This window comes from Aeromonas sp. QDB14, from assembly GCF_027707845.1.
In the GTDB taxonomy this organism is placed as follows: domain Bacteria; phylum Pseudomonadota; class Gammaproteobacteria; order Enterobacterales; family Aeromonadaceae; genus Aeromonas; species Aeromonas caviae.
Genome location: NZ_JAPCJD010000029.1, coordinates 18,507 through 34,351 on the forward strand (window position 1 = coordinate 18,507; position 15,845 = coordinate 34,351).

The 15,845-nt window shown below is 64.1% G+C and carries 13 protein-coding genes and 1 pseudogene; 2 read left to right on the forward strand and 12 right to left on the reverse strand.

Going from position 1 to position 15,845, the window contains the following annotated elements; all coding sequences use genetic code 11:
- Positions 1–19: 19 nt before the first annotated feature.
- The 11 genes from PG887_RS11370 to PG887_RS11420 form a co-directional block, all read right to left on the reverse strand.
- Entirely contained in the window at positions 20–679 is a 660-nt protein-coding gene (locus PG887_RS11370; RefSeq protein WP_041212210.1) for a type II secretion system protein, read from the reverse strand.
- Positions 680–755: 76 nt separating this feature from the next.
- On the reverse strand, positions 756–1,214 hold the full coding sequence (locus PG887_RS11375; protein WP_270821733.1) for a hypothetical protein: 459 nt from the start codon (positions 1,212–1,214) through the stop codon (positions 756–758).
- Between the two features lie 54 nt (positions 1,215–1,268).
- Positions 1,269–2,489 carry a type II secretion system F family protein gene (locus PG887_RS11380; protein ID WP_043154386.1) on the reverse strand — a complete coding sequence of 407 codons (1,221 nt, stop codon included), beginning with the start codon at positions 2,487–2,489 and terminating at the stop codon, positions 1,269–1,271.
- A gap of 47 nt (positions 2,490–2,536) precedes the next feature.
- Positions 2,537–4,249 carry an MSHA fimbrial ATPase MshE gene (gene mshE, locus PG887_RS11385; RefSeq protein WP_029313535.1) on the reverse strand — a complete coding sequence of 571 codons (1,713 nt, stop codon included), beginning with the start codon at positions 4,247–4,249 and terminating at the stop codon, positions 2,537–2,539.
- Positions 4,250–4,323: 74 nt separating this feature from the next.
- Positions 4,324–5,460 (reverse strand): tetratricopeptide repeat protein, encoded by a 1,137-nt coding sequence (locus tag PG887_RS11390; protein WP_103858945.1) that lies wholly within the window; start codon positions 5,458–5,460, stop codon positions 4,324–4,326.
- Positions 5,457–6,347, reverse strand: a complete 891-nt coding sequence (locus PG887_RS11395) for an ExeA family protein (RefSeq protein WP_270821735.1) — start codon at positions 6,345–6,347, stop codon at positions 5,457–5,459. The genes PG887_RS11390 and PG887_RS11395 overlap by 4 nt, the downstream gene beginning before the upstream one ends.
- Positions 6,348–6,498: 151 nt before the next feature.
- Entirely contained in the window at positions 6,499–8,175 is a 1,677-nt protein-coding gene (gene mshL, locus PG887_RS11400; RefSeq protein ID WP_270821736.1) for a pilus (MSHA type) biogenesis protein MshL, read from the reverse strand.
- Positions 8,176–8,245: 70 nt separating this feature from the next.
- Positions 8,246–8,575: a SctD/MshK family protein gene (locus tag PG887_RS11405; protein ID WP_042015443.1), complete on the reverse strand. Its 330-nt coding sequence runs from the start codon at positions 8,573–8,575 to the stop codon at positions 8,246–8,248.
- Positions 8,576–8,603: 28 nt separating this feature from the next.
- On the reverse strand, positions 8,604–9,251 hold the full coding sequence (locus PG887_RS11410) for a type II secretion system protein M (RefSeq protein WP_151027553.1): 648 nt from the start codon (positions 9,249–9,251) through the stop codon (positions 8,604–8,606).
- The gene (locus PG887_RS11415) at positions 9,251–9,844 is read right to left on the reverse strand and encodes a PilN domain-containing protein (protein WP_010672617.1); all 594 of its coding nucleotides are present in this window, start codon (positions 9,842–9,844) and stop codon (positions 9,251–9,253) included. Before PG887_RS11415 ends, PG887_RS11410 begins: the two co-directional genes overlap by 1 nt.
- On the reverse strand, positions 9,844–10,707 hold the full coding sequence (locus tag PG887_RS11420) for a hypothetical protein (protein ID WP_041214302.1): 864 nt from the start codon (positions 10,705–10,707) through the stop codon (positions 9,844–9,846). The genes PG887_RS11415 and PG887_RS11420 overlap by 1 nt, the downstream gene beginning before the upstream one ends.
- 120 nt (positions 10,708–10,827) lie before the next feature.
- On the opposite strand from PG887_RS11420, the gene PG887_RS11425 reads away from it, so the two are divergent.
- Complete coding sequence (locus PG887_RS11425; RefSeq protein ID WP_270821737.1) at positions 10,828–11,742, forward strand: 1-aminocyclopropane-1-carboxylate deaminase/D-cysteine desulfhydrase; 915 nt, start codon at positions 10,828–10,830, stop codon at positions 11,740–11,742.
- On the opposite strand, the gene PG887_RS11430 is transcribed toward PG887_RS11425, so the two are convergent.
- Positions 11,739–13,658: an EAL domain-containing protein gene (locus PG887_RS11430; protein WP_041212201.1), complete on the reverse strand. Its 1,920-nt coding sequence runs from the start codon at positions 13,656–13,658 to the stop codon at positions 11,739–11,741. The two genes, PG887_RS11425 and PG887_RS11430, sit on opposite strands and share 4 nt — an antisense overlap.
- A 513-nt stretch (positions 13,659–14,171) precedes the next feature.
- Between PG887_RS11430 and PG887_RS11435 the strand changes: the two are divergent.
- Positions 14,172–15,709: pseudogene (locus PG887_RS11435) on the forward strand (EAL domain-containing protein).
- Positions 15,710–15,845: the final 136 nt, after the last annotated feature.

A 15,845-nucleotide genomic window follows, 5' to 3' on the forward strand; every position in this document is an offset into this window, starting at 1 on the left:
TACGTCTTTCCTCGGTTTATCAATTGATATGGGTGGTCACCTGGCCGGAGGCCGGGCGATAACTGAAACTCATGAACGCATCCGTGCTCCCTTGCGGGTCCTGATAACGTCCATCACTTCCCTTGCTCAGGCTGTTGACCAGATAGTAACGGCAGACCGAATCCAGTCCATTGTTGCTCACCGTGGCATAGAACTTCAGGTCATTGCCGCTACCGCGCACCTCGTCAAAGCGGGCAGTAGCCTTGGGAGGATTCTGCAACAACCCCTCCCAAATATTGAGGCAGCGGGCCGCCGTCAGGCTGGCCGGATCCACATCGGGCGTGCCACTTGCTGCCGTGTCCATGGGATACCCGGGAGAGAGCTCGCCATTGCTGACCTGGCTGTCGGTCGGCGTGGTCAGATAGAAACGCGAGCCGTCATAGAGCACGGTGTTGAGCCCATCCTGCCTGGCACGCCCTTCGGCCTCCCACTGGGCACGCACCAGGGACACTCCGGTGGCGAAACCGCCGGACACCCCTTCCACGCTCGCCTTCTTCGCCTCGTCGGTCACATCGAGAAAACGGGGCAAGGCGGTGACGGCCAGGATCCCCAGGATCACGATGACGATCACCAGCTCAATCAGGGAAAAACCGGCCATCCGGCCAAGCGCCCTAACGGGTCTCACTCTCTTTGCTGCCATGCTGCCTCCGTAAGGGCCCGCATTATTTCATGCGGATAGAAAAAAATCATGTCAATGAAATACTTGAAGCACCCAATCAGGGGCGAGCCACCACCCGGCCATCGGTGAAGCTGTAGTGCAGCCAGTGCCCTTCCTGGCCGAATTCACACCCGCCGCCCCCTTCGCTGGCAAGGGCCTGCCAGGATGAGAGCCCCTCATCGTGCCCCAGCAGGGCGAGCCAGAGCTGACGGCAATCGACCGATGGCGACTGGCGCGGCAACACCGCCAGAGGCCAGCCCCGCTCATCGAACTGCCAGGCTGTGCCCTCGGCATGGAGCACCGACGGACGCCGCTCGTCGAGCCAGCGTCCGTGCAGGCGCTGGGCCCGCTGTGCGAACTGCTCACCGAGCAGGCTGGCGCTGATGGCCAGCGCCTCTTCCCTGTGATTGCGATAGCTCATGACCAGGGTCGTGACGATGACTGCCAGCAGGATAAAGACGACGACCCGCCGATATCCCCCCAGCCAGTGCTCATCCTGCTCGGACTCTCTGCTCATGCTCTTTTATACCTTGTTCTCTGTGCCCGGCACGGGCGGCATCGAAGATACTGCCTACTGACCGCGAACAGCTCTCATCATGTCCCACATGGGAGTGAAGATACCCAGCGCCAGCACCAGTACCATGACCGCCACTATGCCGATGAGGATGGGTTCGATGCGGGCGGTGAGGCTCTTGAGGTCATAATCCACCTCACGCTCGTAATACTCGGCCGCTTCGTGCAGCAGCTCGTCCACCTGGCCGGTCTCCTCCCCCACCGCGATCATCTGCATCACCAGAGGGGTGAAGAGGCCGCTGGCCCCGGCGGTGCGCAGCAGGCTCTCCCCCCGCTCGATGCCGCCCCGCATGTCGCGGATCTGCCCCGCCATCCAGGCGTTGTCCACCGCATCGGCCACCAGGGTCAGCGCCGTGTTGAGCGGCACGCCGGCCTTGAGCATCATGGAGAAGCTGCGGGCAAAACGGGCAAGCAGGGAGCGCTCTATGATGGAGCCGACGATGGGCAGCCGCAGCTGCCATCTGTGCCAGGTCAGCCTGCCTTTGGTGGTGGCAACCCAGCGTCGCCAGCCGACGACTGCGCCCACCAGGATGGCGAGCAGCAGCCACCAGTAGTGAACGAAGAAGTGGGAGGTGGCCAGCAGGATACGGGTCGCCAGCGGCAGCTCCACCCCGAACTTGGCAAACATCCCGGCAAAGACGGGGATCACCATGATGTTGAGGATCACCATGGCGACGGCGATGGCAATCAGCACGAAGGTGGGGTAGCGCATGGCGGTCTTGATCCGCTTGCGGGTCTCCAGCTCCAGATCGAAATAGTTGGCGAGCTGCAGGAAGGCCTCCTCCAGCTGACCCGTGTTCTCCCCCACGTGGATGATGGCCACGAAGAGGCTGCTGAACACCTTCGGGTGCGACTGCATCGCGCTCGACAGCGGCCGGCCGTTGGCCAGATCCTCCCCCAGGGCGTGAAGCGCCCGCTTGAGGGGCTTGCTGTGGGCGCTCTCCTCCAGCCCCGCGATGGCGCGCAGGATAGGGATGCCTGCACGGGTCAGGGCATACATCTGGCGGCTGAAGACCACCAGCTCCTCCAGCTTGACGCTCCCTTCCAGCAGCAGCGACCAGTCGATGCTGGCAGACCTGGCCTTGCCGGCCTTCAGCTCGGTGGGCATCACCCCGCGGCGCATCAGCTGCTCGGCGGCGGCCAGTTCGCTCACCGCTTCCACCACACCGCTGACGGCCTGGCCCTGGCTGTCACGCCCCTTGTAGGCAAAACGGTTCATGGGCGACCCCGGCAGAGTGATTCAGTACGATCCAGATGCCTCATGCGTTACCCCAGGTCCTCGGCCAGCCGAAGCACCTCGTCCACCGAGGTGATCCCCTCGCGGGCATAGTCGAGCGCCGTCAGGGCCAGGGGGCGGTAGTGCTCGTGCGCCCGTGCCGCCCGGGCAAACCCCTCGGCATCGTTGCGGCGCAGGGCATCCATCATGGATTGATCCAGCTCCAGCAGCTCGTAGACCCCGATCCGGCCCGCATAGCCGGTGAAGTTGCAGCTCTGGCAGCCCCGCCCCTTGCGATAGCGATGCTGGCCCGGCGCTTCACCGGAGAGCACGGATAGCCAGGTGGCCTGCCCCTCGTCAGGCGCCGTCTCGCAGGCGCAGTGTTCACACACCCGCCGCACCAGGCGCTGGGCCACCACGGCCCGCAGGGCGCTCGCCACCAGATAGCCGGGCGCCCCCATGTCGATGAGACGCAGAGCACTGGTCACGGCGTCGTTGGTGTGCAAGGTGGTCAGCACCAGGTGACCCGTGATGGCGCCGCGCAGGCCGATCTCCACCGTCTCGTTGTCCCGCATCTCCCCCACCAGCAGGATGTCCGGATCCTGGCGTAGGGTGGAGCGCAGCACCTGGGAGAAGGTGAGCCCTATCTTGGGATTGACCTGCACCTGGCTGATGCGGGGCAGACGGTACTCCACCGGGTCTTCCACCGTGATGATCTTGTGGCTGGCCTGGTTGAGCTCGGAGAGGGCGCCGTAGAGCGTCGTGGTCTTGCCGCTGCCGGTCGGGCCCGTCACCAGGATCATGCCGTGAGGGCGTTTGAGCTGACGGCGGAAGCGGGTCAGGATGGCGGGTGGCATCCCGGTCTCGGCGAGCGACAAGATGCCGGAGGATTGATCCAGCAGCCGCATCACCACGGACTCGCCATACTGCACCGGCATGGTGGACATCCGCACATCCACATCGCGGCCGCGCACCTTCATGTTGAAGCGGCCATCCTGGGGCAGACGCTTCTCGGAGATGTCGAGCCCGGCCACCAGCTTGAGGCGCAGCACCAGCGCCTGGGCGATGCGCACCTCGTTGAGGATGTTCTCGTGCAGCACGCCGTCGATACGCTGGCGAATGCGCAGCACCTTCTCGTCCGGTTCGATATGGATGTCGGAGGCCCCCACCTGTACCGCGTCCTCGAACAGGGAGCGCAGCAGCTTGGCCACCGTCGCCTCCCCCTCGTCGGCTGCGGCATTGAGGCTGCCGGCCCCCAGCTCGAAGCCGGTCTCCTGGTGCTCTTCGTGCAGTTGCACCGCGAAGTTCTCTATCTCCCGGGTGCGGCGATAGAGGCGGTCGAAATACTCCAGCAGCTGGCCTTCACGGGCCACGGCCAGCACCAGCTCCCGCGGGCTGAGCAGGGCAGCGATGGCGTCGAGGGCGCTCAGATCCGCCGGATCCGACATCACCACGGTGACCTTGTCGTCGCTCAGGTTGACGGCCAGCGCCCGGTAGCGGCGCGCCTGTACCTCGGGCAACAGCGCCACGGCCGAGACGTCGATGGTGAGGTTGTTGAGATCGAAGAAGGGCACATCCAGCTGACGGGCGAGGAAGGTCAGCAGTTGCACCTCGCTGATGAAGCCGAGATCGATGAGGGTGGTCCCCAGCTTGCGGCCGGTCTGGCGCTGCTGCTGCAGGGCGAGCTGCAGCTGATCATCCGAGATGATCTGTTCCTGTACCAGCAGGTCGCCTAGGCGCATTTTCAGTCTGGGTTGTGCCATTGTTGCTCCGATCTCTGTTGCTTCACGCCCGCTGCCTGGTCCGATGGCATGGGCTCATCGAACTGCCGCTTTAATCAATGGGTCAGTTGGCCAATTCGTTGTTCGAGCCATTGGGTGGAGGCCTCCCCCAGATTGCCGTGCAACTGGGCATTGCGATAGGCATCCAGTGCCCGCTGACGGTGTCCCTGACCATCCTCCGCCACCCCCAGTCCCAGCCACCAGCGCCCCTGATCTGGCTGCTGGCGCAACAGCCTGACGTACATCTCGGACGCCTGGACAGGCTGCCCCAGCTCCTGGGCAAGGCCGGCCCAGGTGGCGTAATAATCCAGATTGCTGGCAATATCGGGCTGATAGCCGGTGAGCCAATCCAGCGCCTTCTGCCGATCCCCTACGCTGATGGCCACACGGGCCAGCAGCAGACGCAGGTCCGCCTGCGCGGGATCCAGCCTCAGCCCCTCTTCCAGCACCTGGGCGGCCTCGGTCAGCCGTCCGGCGCCATAGAGCAGGCCCGCCAGCTGTTCCCGCGCCCCCTGGTTGTGGGGATCGTGGGCCAGCACCTCGTAGTAGCCATCCTGCGCCTCCTGCATCCGTCCCTTGGCCATGGCCGTGGTCGCCTTGCGCTCGGCCAGGGTGGCCAGCTCGGCGTCGGAGAGTTCCACCGTCTCGATCTTCAGGATCCCGGGTTTGCGCGGCGCGGCGGGTGCAGGCGCCTCTTCGGCGCTCTGCTCCGCGGCCAGCTCGGCATAGAGGTCCGGCTGCAGCTCCTCGTCGCTCGGGATCGTCTCGTCCCCCAGCGCTTCCTCCGGATTGCCCTCATCGGCGAGCACGGCCTCATCGGCCGGAGCCTGCTCGGCTGCGGAGGGGGCCACTCTCGCGGCGGTCGACTCGGCACTGGCGGCGGGCACCTTTGCCACTGGCGCAGCAGAGGAGACCGCCTGCGTGGTGGCCACCACCGCCAGGGGCGCGGATGGCGCCACCGCAGGGGCGGTGCGGGGGGCCTCGACCTGCGCCGCTGGCAGGGAGGCTCGCAGGCTCTGCTGCCAGAAGATCCAGGTGCGCCAGCCGAGGATCCCCAGGGCCAGGGTACACAGCAGGGTCAGCACCAGCATCCACCAGCCTTGCTGGCGCACCGGCGCCACATAGACGGCGGCTCCCTCGGCCTCTTGCTGACGCCTATCCAGATCTTTCAGCATCTGATTGATCACGCTCATGACCAGACTCCATACGCCAGGGCGGTGCCCAACAACAACAACAGGGGCCACCAGAGGGTGAGACGGCCACGGCGGACATCATCGGTATCCCGGATGGCGAGCCGGACCAGGGCGCTGTCGATCCGCCACACACCGCGACCATAGGCCAGCATCAGGCACTTCTGCGCCAGTATGTTGATGAGGCGGGGAATGCCGCGGGATGCGCGCCACAGCCTGCGCAGGGCGCGGCCATCGAACAGGGCGGCCCCGCGATAGCCGGACACCTGCAGCCGGTACTCCAGATAGGCCCGGGTCTCGTCGAGCCGCAGCGGCCGCAAACGGTAGGAGAAGCCGATGCGCTGGCGCAGCTGGCGCAGACGGGGTTTGCCGAGTCGGTTATCCAGCTCCGGCTGGCCGAACAGCACGATCTGCAGCAGCTTGCTGGATTCGGTCTCCAGGTTGCCAAACAGCCGGATCGCCTCCAGAGTCTCGTCGGGCAGGGCCTGCGCCTCGTCGATCAGCACCACCACCCGGCTCCCCTGCCTGTGCAGGGCGATGAGATGGCGATGGATGCGATCCGTGAGATCCAGCTCGCTCTCCCCCGCCAGCGTCAGCCCCAGCTCCAGGGCCAGGGCCGTGCGCAGCTCCCCCGGAGTGAGATGGGGGTTGGGCAGCCAGGCCAGACGCACCGGGCAGGCCTCGGAGCCGAGCTCGCTCAGCAGCTTGCGACAGAGCAGGGTCTTGCCGGTGCCGACCTCGCCAGTCACCTTGATGAACCCCTCCCCCTGGGAGAGCGCCCAGTTGAGCACCTGCATGGCCTCCTCGTGGGGGGGCAGGCCGTAATAGAAACCGGTGTTCGGGGTCAGGCCAAAGGGGGCTTCCCGCAGTCCGAAGTGGCTCAGATACATGCACCCTCCCGGCCAGAGTCCCGGGTGCGCAGCCGCAGACAGCCCCGGATCAGCGACATGGCGCCTCCGCCGTCGGGCAGGGCAGACTGGCTGCAGCTGGGAGGCGCCGCCACATGGGAGAAGGAGTGCTCAACAGGCGCGTCATCCCGGATCAGCCCTTGGGGGGATACCATTTATCGAGCAGCTCGGAGGAGCGTTGCAGCTCTTTCTGCCAGGTGTCTTTTTCCACCACGGTGGGCTTGAGCAGGATCACCAGCTCCACCTTGCGGTTGCTCTCCCGGCGGTTGGTGAAGGCCTCGCCGACCCAGGGGATGTCACCCAGCAGGGGCACCTTGCTGACAATCTCCTGCCTGTCGGTCTTCATCAGACCACCGATGACGATGATGTCCCCATTGTTGGCCTGCACCACGGTATCGGACTCGCGGATGGAGCTCTTGGCAAGCGGCAACACCAAGGGATCGGCGGTGCCGACGCTGATGGTCTTGCTCTGCTCCTCGGTGTCGATGACGGAGGGGTGGATATGCAGCAATACCTTGCCCTGCTCGTCGATCTGGGGCGTCACGTCCAGGGCTATCCCCGAGAAGAAGGGGGTCAGCTCCACGTTCGGGGTGACGATGGGGGCCGAAGTCCCCGAGGTGGTGGTGGTGGTCGAGGCGTTGGTGACGAAGTATTCGTCCGTCCCCACCTTGATCACCGCTTTCTGGTTGTTGGTGGCCGTCACGCGCGGGCTGGAGAGGGTGTTCACGTCCCCCTGGGTCTTGAGCAGGCTGACCGCGACGTTGAAGTTGCCATCGGAGATGGTGAAACCGGCGCCGCCCCCCAGAGCCCGGAAGATCTGGTTGGGGGTAGAAGCGATGGGGCTGTCCATGAGGGAGCCGCCCCCCGTGATGCCCTTGCCGCCGTCCCAGCTTGCGGAGAGACCGCTCCAGTCCACCCCCTGCTCGTAACCCTCGTTGAGGGACACTTCCAGGATCCGCGCCTCCAGCACCACCTGGCGCTTGAGGTGTTCGCCGGACTGGTCCAGGAACTCGCGCACTGCCTTGAGCTCCTTGGGATAGGCACGCACCGTGACCAGGCCCGCCTGGGGACTGGTGATGACGGCCCGCCCTTCCCCTGTGCCGATCAGGGTCTGCAGGGCATCCCGCAGATCGGTCCAGTAGTCGTTGTTGCTGTCCGTCTCGATGCGGGTGCCGTTGCTGTTGGTGTTGTTGTCACCGCCGGCGGTGTTGCCCTGGCTGTTGTTGTTGCCGCTGTTGTTCAGGCCGTTGTCGAAGTTGTTGTTATTGCCATTGTTGTTGTCATTGGCCGTCACCCCGCCTGTGCTCACCGAGGTACGGGAGAGACCGCGCCGGGCCATCATCAGGTAGTTGACCGGAATGGTCTCGGTACGCAGACCGGCGGGATAGACGTGGAACACGTTGCCCTTACGCTGTACATCGAAGCCGTACATGTCGCCGACGGTCGCCAGCGCCTCCTGCAGGGTCACGTCCTTGAGTTCTACCGAAATGACGCCCGCCACACCGGGATGGACCGCCACGCTGTAGCGGGAGCCCTTGAACAGGGAGCCGAAGAACTCCACCGCGTCCACGTCATGGGCCGCGATGCGCATCCGCTTCTCGGAAATGGTCATCGGCTGCTGGGGACGATTGAGCTGCAACAGCTCGCTCTGCACCGAGGGCGGCAGGGAAGTCAGGGGGGCGGTCGGGCTCTGCTCGCTCATCGCCTGCTTGAGTGCATCTTTGGCCTGTACCGGCTCGGGGTGACGATAGGTAGTGCAACCCGCCACCGCCAGCGCGAGGGGAAGCAGACAAAAAGGGGGGTTTTTCATGTTATTCGTGCACCTGACTCGCTATGAAACTCGACAAACCTGGCCCGCACCATCCCGTGCGACACCCACTTCACATCCGGATCTTGCTGCCAAACAGGGTCAGTGTCTGGCGTTTGCCCGCTTTTTCCAGCACCACGCTGTCGGCGCTGATCCCCACCAGCCGGAATCCGTTGACCTGCTGGCCGACCCGGTAGCTTTGACCGTCGAGCACCGCCAGGGCGGGCCCGCTCCCCAGGATGACGCTCTGCAACCTGGGCAGACCGGCCTCCTTGGCGACACTCGCCGCCGAGCCGGATCCCGCCAGGGGCAAGGTGGGATCCTGCAGCACCTCGGCCTGGGCCTGCAGCGCGAGCAGGCTCCCCCACAGGGCCAGCCAGCGCCAGGATGGGAAGGCAAAAATGCGGGATCCCGTCCCGCCGACATGCCGCTTAACCACGGATGAACTCCTTGCTGGTGCTGAGGGTGTAGATCTCCATCGCTACCGCCGCCTTGGGATGCTCGACCACCCGGTAGTCAAAGCCCTTCCAGTAGAAGTGGCGAGGCAGGGCTTCGAGCGCTTTCAGGTACTGGTAGACATCGAAATAGCCGCCCTCCAGCTGAAGCCGGATGCCGTGCCTGAACAGGTTCACCTTCTGCTCCCCGGCCATCAGCGGCTCGGGCTTGAGGGAGGTGAGCGCCAGCATATGCAGGTTGGCGGAGCGGGACAACAGGGCTTCCAGCACCGCGGGCATTTCGTGGGCGGGGATCAGATCCACCGTCTGAGCCAGCAGCTCGGCATCCATCTGGCGCAGAGTGGTCTCGACACCGGCGAGCTGATCGCGCACCTGGGCATCGGGATCCCGCCCCAGTCTGGCCTGCTTGCCCTGGTTTTCCAGGGTCAGGATCTCCAGATCCCGCTGCGCCGCAGCCAGGGCCTGCCGATCCTGGCCCAGCCGGGTGTCGGCGTCATCCAGCCAGCCATAGATGCCCATGGCCCCGAGCAGCACGACCCCGGTCAACAGAATGAGGATCCGCTCGCGCAGGCTGAGGGCTGCGATCTGCTGCGCCCATCCCTGCCATTGTGCCTTCATGTCCATCAGGGAGTCTCCCGCGCTATGCCACTGAGCTGGAAGGCAAGCTGGCCCTCCTTGTCCCGACTCAGGGTGAGCTCGCCAAACTGCTTGCCCGCCAGGGAGGGGGTCTGCTTGAAGCGGTTCACCCAGGCGGGCACGTCCTGACTGCGTTCGGCCACACCCGCGAGGTTGATGCGCCCGTCGCTTATCTCGATCCGTTGCAGGGAGAGGCGGGGATCCCGCAGGCGGGCAAGGTCCGCCATCACCCCCGCATAGCCCTGGGATTTTTGCAGGGAGAGGTGGCCAAGCTGCTGCATCAGCGCCTGTTTGGCCCCCAGCTCTTCCCGCTTGTCGGCCAGTTGCCGCTGCAAGTCTGCATTCGCCAGATGGCGCGCCAGCTCCGCATCGAGACGCCTGGCCTCGCCGCGCTGCACGTCGAGCTGTGCCCGCACGCCAGCCAATTCACGATCGAGGCCCTGCTGTTGCCAGCCATAGAAGAGGGTGGCCCCCAGCAACAGCACCAGGACGCCGCCCCAGACCAACGCCATCTGGGGCAGGCTGGCCCACAGACGTCTTGGCCGGAATTCGGCGCCATAGAGGTTGATATGGTGTTTCATCAGTCGCTCCTGCCCAGGGCCGCGCCATAGGCACTGAGGTATTCGACTCCTGCCAGTACCGCCTTGTTTGCCATGGCCGACACCGGGAAACCGAATGTCTGTTCCAGATGACGCACCAGTACCCCCATGGCGGAGGAGGCGATGGCCAGTTGCAACTGGCCGGGCTCGGGCAGCTTGAGATGGCCGGCCAGATAATCGATGGATCGCTGGATCTCCAGCGCCAGCGCGTCGAGCTGGTCGGCATCTGGCTCATGGCTGCCGGTGAGGCTCGCAAATCCGCGCAACTGGCGGGAGAAACAGAGTCCACCCCGATGGAAGACCAGCAGTTGCAGCTCCTGCCCCCGGGGTTGCCAGAGCAGCATGCGCACCATCTGGTCCGCCTCGTAGAGGGCCGTCATGGCCAGCTCGTCACTGACGATGGCCTCCAGGGTCGCCGCGCCGTTGACCGCATCCGCCACCTGCTGCACCCGGCTCTTGGGCATGCAGACAACGTTGATGCGCGGACGCCCGGCAGGGGGCGTCGGCAGGTCCACATAATCCATGGCGAGCTGCAACACCGGCTCGTTGACGAAATCCTTGATGGCCCAGGGCAGGGCCCCCGCCATCTCGGCATCGGGGACGGCGGGCTTGTCGATCTGGATCTGCTGATAAAGGCTGGCCGCGAGGGCCACCCGCACCTTAGACTTGGCCAGACCGTGCCGGGAAAACAGCTCGGCCAGGGCCTTGGACCAGTCGTGGGGGCCGTTGACAGGCTGGCTGGCAAACACGGGAACGGGGTCCACGCAGGCCAGCAGAATGCGATCGCTGGCCAGCAGGATCCCGACCTGATGGCTGGAGGGAGAACGCCTGAACAGTGACTTCATCTGGATCTTCACCTGGCCGCGTAAAACGGACTAAACCTTAACATAAACAGGCTATTAGCCTCCAACTTTATGACAAACGACGCATCGACGGCCACGCTGGCACCCACGGGAGACGATCCCATGGCTCCCCTTCAGCTCCCCTCCCCCCTGCACCGGATCCGGCATCCTCTGCTGGCCGCCCATGACGTCACGCTCTGGTGCAAGCGGGACGATCTGATCCACCCGACCCTCTCCGGCAACAAGTGGCGAAAGCTCAAATACCATCTGCAACAGGCACAGATGCTGGGCAAGGGCCACATCCTCTCCTTTGGCGGCGCCTACTCCAATCACATCCACGCCCTGGCCGCAGCAGGACTCAGACTGGGACTGCGCACCACGGGCATCATACGCGGTGAAGGGGATACCGTCAGCAATCCCACCCTGAAAGCGGCCAAAGGCTGGGGCATGGATCTCGTTTTTGTCGACCGGCAGGACTATCGCCGGCGCCAGGATCCCGAATGGCTTGCCCGGTTCGAGGATGACGACACCCTGCTGGTACCGGAAGGAGGCAGCAGCCCGCTGGCCATCTCCGGGGTGGCCGAGCTGGTCGACGAGGTGCCCTTCTCGCCGGATCTCTGGGTGCTGCCCTGCGCCAGCGGCGGCACCCTGGCGGGGCTCATCGCGGGCAAGCGGGCGCAGGAGCAGATCCTGGCCATCGCCGTGCTCAAGGGGGCCGATTTCATCACCGGCGAGGTATGCCGGTTGCATCCGGCGGCGGCCACCACCCCAGGCTGGCGCATTGCGCTGGATCACCACGACGGCGGCTATGCCAGGTTCAGTCCGGCACTCTGGCAATGGGTGCAGGCATTCAGTGCCGAAACCGGCTTGCCGCTGGAACCCATCTACAGTGGCAAGGCGATGTGGGGGCTGTTTCGCGAACTGGCGGCAGGCCGGATTGCGCGCGGCAGCAAGATCATCTTCATCCACACCGGTGGCTTGCAGGGGCTGGCGGGCCTGCAGGAGCAGGGCCGCCTGTCACCCCGGCCGGGGCGCTAGTCAGGCAGGTTGAGGGGCTCGGGGTCGGCAAACCAGGGACCTTGACCGGCATGCACGCCCAGGTGTCGCAACATCTTCCACTCGTCGCCACTCTCCACCCCCACCGCGATGACCCGGGTCTGGGTATTGGCACAGCCCCCCACCAGACTGCGTACCGCCATCTGGTTGACCTGGCGCAGGTGGATCTCCCGCACCAGGCTGGGGTGCAGCTTGAGGAAGTGGATCTCGAACTCCTTGATGTACTGGGTGCTCACCACATCCTGGCCCGCATGATCGATGGCCAGCCTGCACCCCAGCATGCGCATCGCCCGAAGCGGCCGCTTGAGGGCCTCGTAGTGGCGGGTCACCTGGGACTCCGACAACTGCAGGATCAACCCCTCGTTGGTACTGCGCGGCAACTGGAACAGCTCGAAGAAGAGCTCGCGCTGGAACTCGCGGGTGAGCAGGTTCTGGGCGCACAGAGAGAGGCTGATGGGGCAGCTCGATGCCGGTCGCTGGCGCAGCAGTCGCAAGGCTCGGGCCACCACCAGCCTGTCCAGCGGCAGCAGCAGACCGGCCTTCTCCGCCATGGGCATGAAGACCCCCGCCTGCAGCTCCCGGCCCTGCTCGTCGTGAAGGCGGATGAGCAGCTCCTGCTGCAACACCACCTGATCCCGCTCCTGCTGCACAGGCTGGACGTAGAAGTCGATGCCCTGCTCCTCGATGCGACGGCTGATCAGGGTGCGCCAGCGCACCGTTCCCTTGCTGCTCGCCTCCTCGTTGAGGGATTTCTCGAACAGGAACCAGCCGCTGTGTCCTTGCAGGCGTGCGCTCTTGAGCGCCAGCTCCGCCTCTTCCTGCACCTTGAGCAGGGAATCCTGTGCCTGATAGCAGACCGCACCGAGATAGACGGCGGTGTCGGCATTGACCGCTTCGGGCCAGTGCAGCCGCTGCAGACTCTTGAGCAACTGGCTGGCGCCGTCCACCATCTCGCTCTCTGACATGTTCGGCAGCAGCACGGCAAAGACCTGACCGGCATAGCGCGCCTGCAGGGCTCCGCTGTGCTTTCGCACGAAGGCGGCGATGGTGGCGCTCGCCTCCATCAGGAGTTCCTGGCTCGGGCGCCCGCTCAGCTCGGGATCCAGCTCTTCCAGACCGGCCAGCTCGATCAGCAGCACACCGCCGCTGATCACGCTTGCCTCCATGATGGCGCTCTCCAGCCGGTTGTCGAAGAAGAGGCGGTTGCCGATGCCCGTTGTCTTGTCAACGAAGGCGTTGCTGCGGATGAAGTTGTCGAAGCGGCTGCGCTCCTTGCGGGCGTCGGCCAGCTCGGTCAGCAGATGGGTGAGGGCCTGACTGGCCGAAACAGGCCACTCCTCGGCAGGGTCATGGGCCAGCTTGGTCAGCTTGCCATCCAGGATCAGCTGGGCACGCTCCGCCAGCAGCTCGGCACCGCGCAACTGCAGACGCAGCCAGCGGATGGAGTACCAGAGCCCGAACACCACGATGAAGATACCCAGAGAGATGCCGAACATCGCCTTCATGGAGTACTCGAACTCCTTGAACGGCCTGTCCAGCTTGAAGTCGGCCCGCATCCCGGCCTGATTGGGGATCGCCTCGCTGTAGGCGATCAGCAGGCTCTCGTCCGTCTGCTGCTGCACATCGCGAAACCAGTAGACCCGCTGCTTGTCCTGACGGATCTCCAGCTCCACCACATGGGAGGCCCGCAACAGGGAGGGCAGCCACCGGGCAAGGGCTTGCTGGTCATCGGTCACCCCCAGTTGCTTGTCGATGATCTCCACCAGGGAGTCGACCCGGTTCTGCTGCAGCTCCATTCCCATCTGGCGGAAACTGAAGACCCCGCCGAGCATCACCATGGCCATGGCCGAGATCACGCACAGCGTAATAAAAGAGACGAGTTGAGTGGTCAGTTTCATGTGCCTTTCCGTAGCCGACAACATCCATAGGACATCATGGTATCAGCCCAGACCAAACGCCGCCTATGGATGAAGATCCCGCTTCTGCAAATAAGCGGGCGGATGCGTCATGCGGCGCCGTTGCGCGGGCCGCACAAGAGGCATCAAGGGAGAGAACGAGGGGACACAGGCTGAGGAGCGGACAGAAAAATGGTCCCACAACGGGGACCAAAAGAAACACTCATATCAAAACTAACACTCTGTGCTACTGACAAAAATAGATACAGGAGTATTGAACACACGGTGAGTCAAACCGCACCGCTACTTTAGCCACTTCAGATAAGCTGGACAATTGTCATTTATGACAGGTCAGCGATTGAATCTTGTTCAGGTGTGTAGCCATATCCTTTATTTATCAATTAATTATCGTTTTTGTTCCAAGTGTGACCAACTTGGCTCAAATCGATGCAGCTAATGCTATGATGCTTGAGTCTCAATCGGGTTGTTTCATTTCAGGGAAGAAGGATGCTCACCATGTCAGCACGATCTCCGTTATGGATTCCTCTGGGCCTCTTCTGTGTGCCCCCGCTGTTGATGCTGTTGCTCACCCCCCTGTTGAGCGACAAGCTGGCTCACCACCTGTTGCAGACAAAGGAAAGGGATCTGCTCGACTACCAGTAGGAGCGCAACCTGCTCCTGGATCACGATGTCCCCGCCCAACTCGCCCACTTTGCCTTCGATTGCGGCCCCAAAGACATGGCGCTGTTGCGCTCACCCCAGTATTACAACCGCCATATTCGCCTGGCCGGCCTGCAGCTTGCCAACGGGAGCGGCTGCTCCACCCTGGGCCCCGCGCTGCCCCAGCTTGCCGACGCCGGTATGCCGGTCTCCCCTGATTTTCACCTCTCCAGCACGGCCCCCATGTTCGATACCGAACGCGAAACCCTGGTCTATGCGAGACGCAACGGCAATCTGGCCTATTGGGTGCTCGACAGCAGCTGGAGCCATGAGCTGCTGCGCCCCCCCCCTGCAACGACTGTTTCTATCTGGAGTTCAACCACAAGCACCCGGCCCAGTTCGGGCTCTTTTTCCCCCGTGGCAACAAGCACATTCGAGAAGAAGCACAACCGATGCGGCTGCTCAGTTTCGACCCCCAGCATCAGGTGGAGCAGACCCTCTGGGCTGGCGAGGCACTGAAACGCTACGCCCGCTCACAGATACACCGCGATGGCCTCTGGTCGGCCGGGGCGCTGGGGGCGCTGCTGGCTGCCCTCTACTGGGGCCTTAGAAACTACCGGAGCTCCCTCAAAGGATTGCTGCAAAGAGGGCTGGCTCGGCGGGAGTTCATCCCCTTCTATCAGCCCATAGTGGACAGCAGAAACCGAAGGGTGGTGGGATTCGAGGCATTGCTGCGCTGGCAGCGAGGACGGGATCTGGTGTCGCCAGGCACCTTCATCGCCTATGCGGAGGAGCAGGGGCTGATCCTGCCGATGACGGATCAACTGCTGGAGCGCATCCTGGCGGATCTCCCCGTCCTGGCCCCGCACCAGTGGGTCAGCGTCAATCTGGTGGCGGGCCATATCGAGCAGCCTCGTCTGCGCACCCAGTTGCAGCGCCATGGCTGGCCCTCGCCGGCCCGCCTCATCTTCGAACTCACCGAGCGGGATCCCATCAAGCACATCCAGGGAGCCATGGCGGAGATCGCAGCCCTGCAGGAGAGGGGCTATCACTTCAAGCTGGATGACTTCGGTACCGGCTATGGCGGCTTTGCCTACCTGCAACGGCTCGGCATTCGCCAGATCAAGATCGACAAGATGTTCGTGGATACCATAGGCACGGACGACCTCAAGCGCAGCGTGCTGGATGCCACCATCGCCTTCGGCCTCAAATCGGGCATGGAGATGATCGCCGAAGGGGTCGAAACCCGGGAGCAGGTGGAATACCTGCATCGCCACGGAGTCCATCTGATCCAGGGCTACGTCTATGCCAAGCCCATGCCACTGAGCAAACTGAAGATCTGGCTGATGGCGTGGCAAGAGGGCGAGACAACCAGCCCCTCCGACCCGCACTGAGGCGGTATCTGCCCCGCCTCTAACCCTTTGCAACAAAATGATGCTCCGCATGAGGAGCATCTCCCCTTATCATGGGTCTGTGCACCCTGGGTGCACCAAGTCGCTCCATACCCCGTCGGCCGAGGCCGCCCCGAGA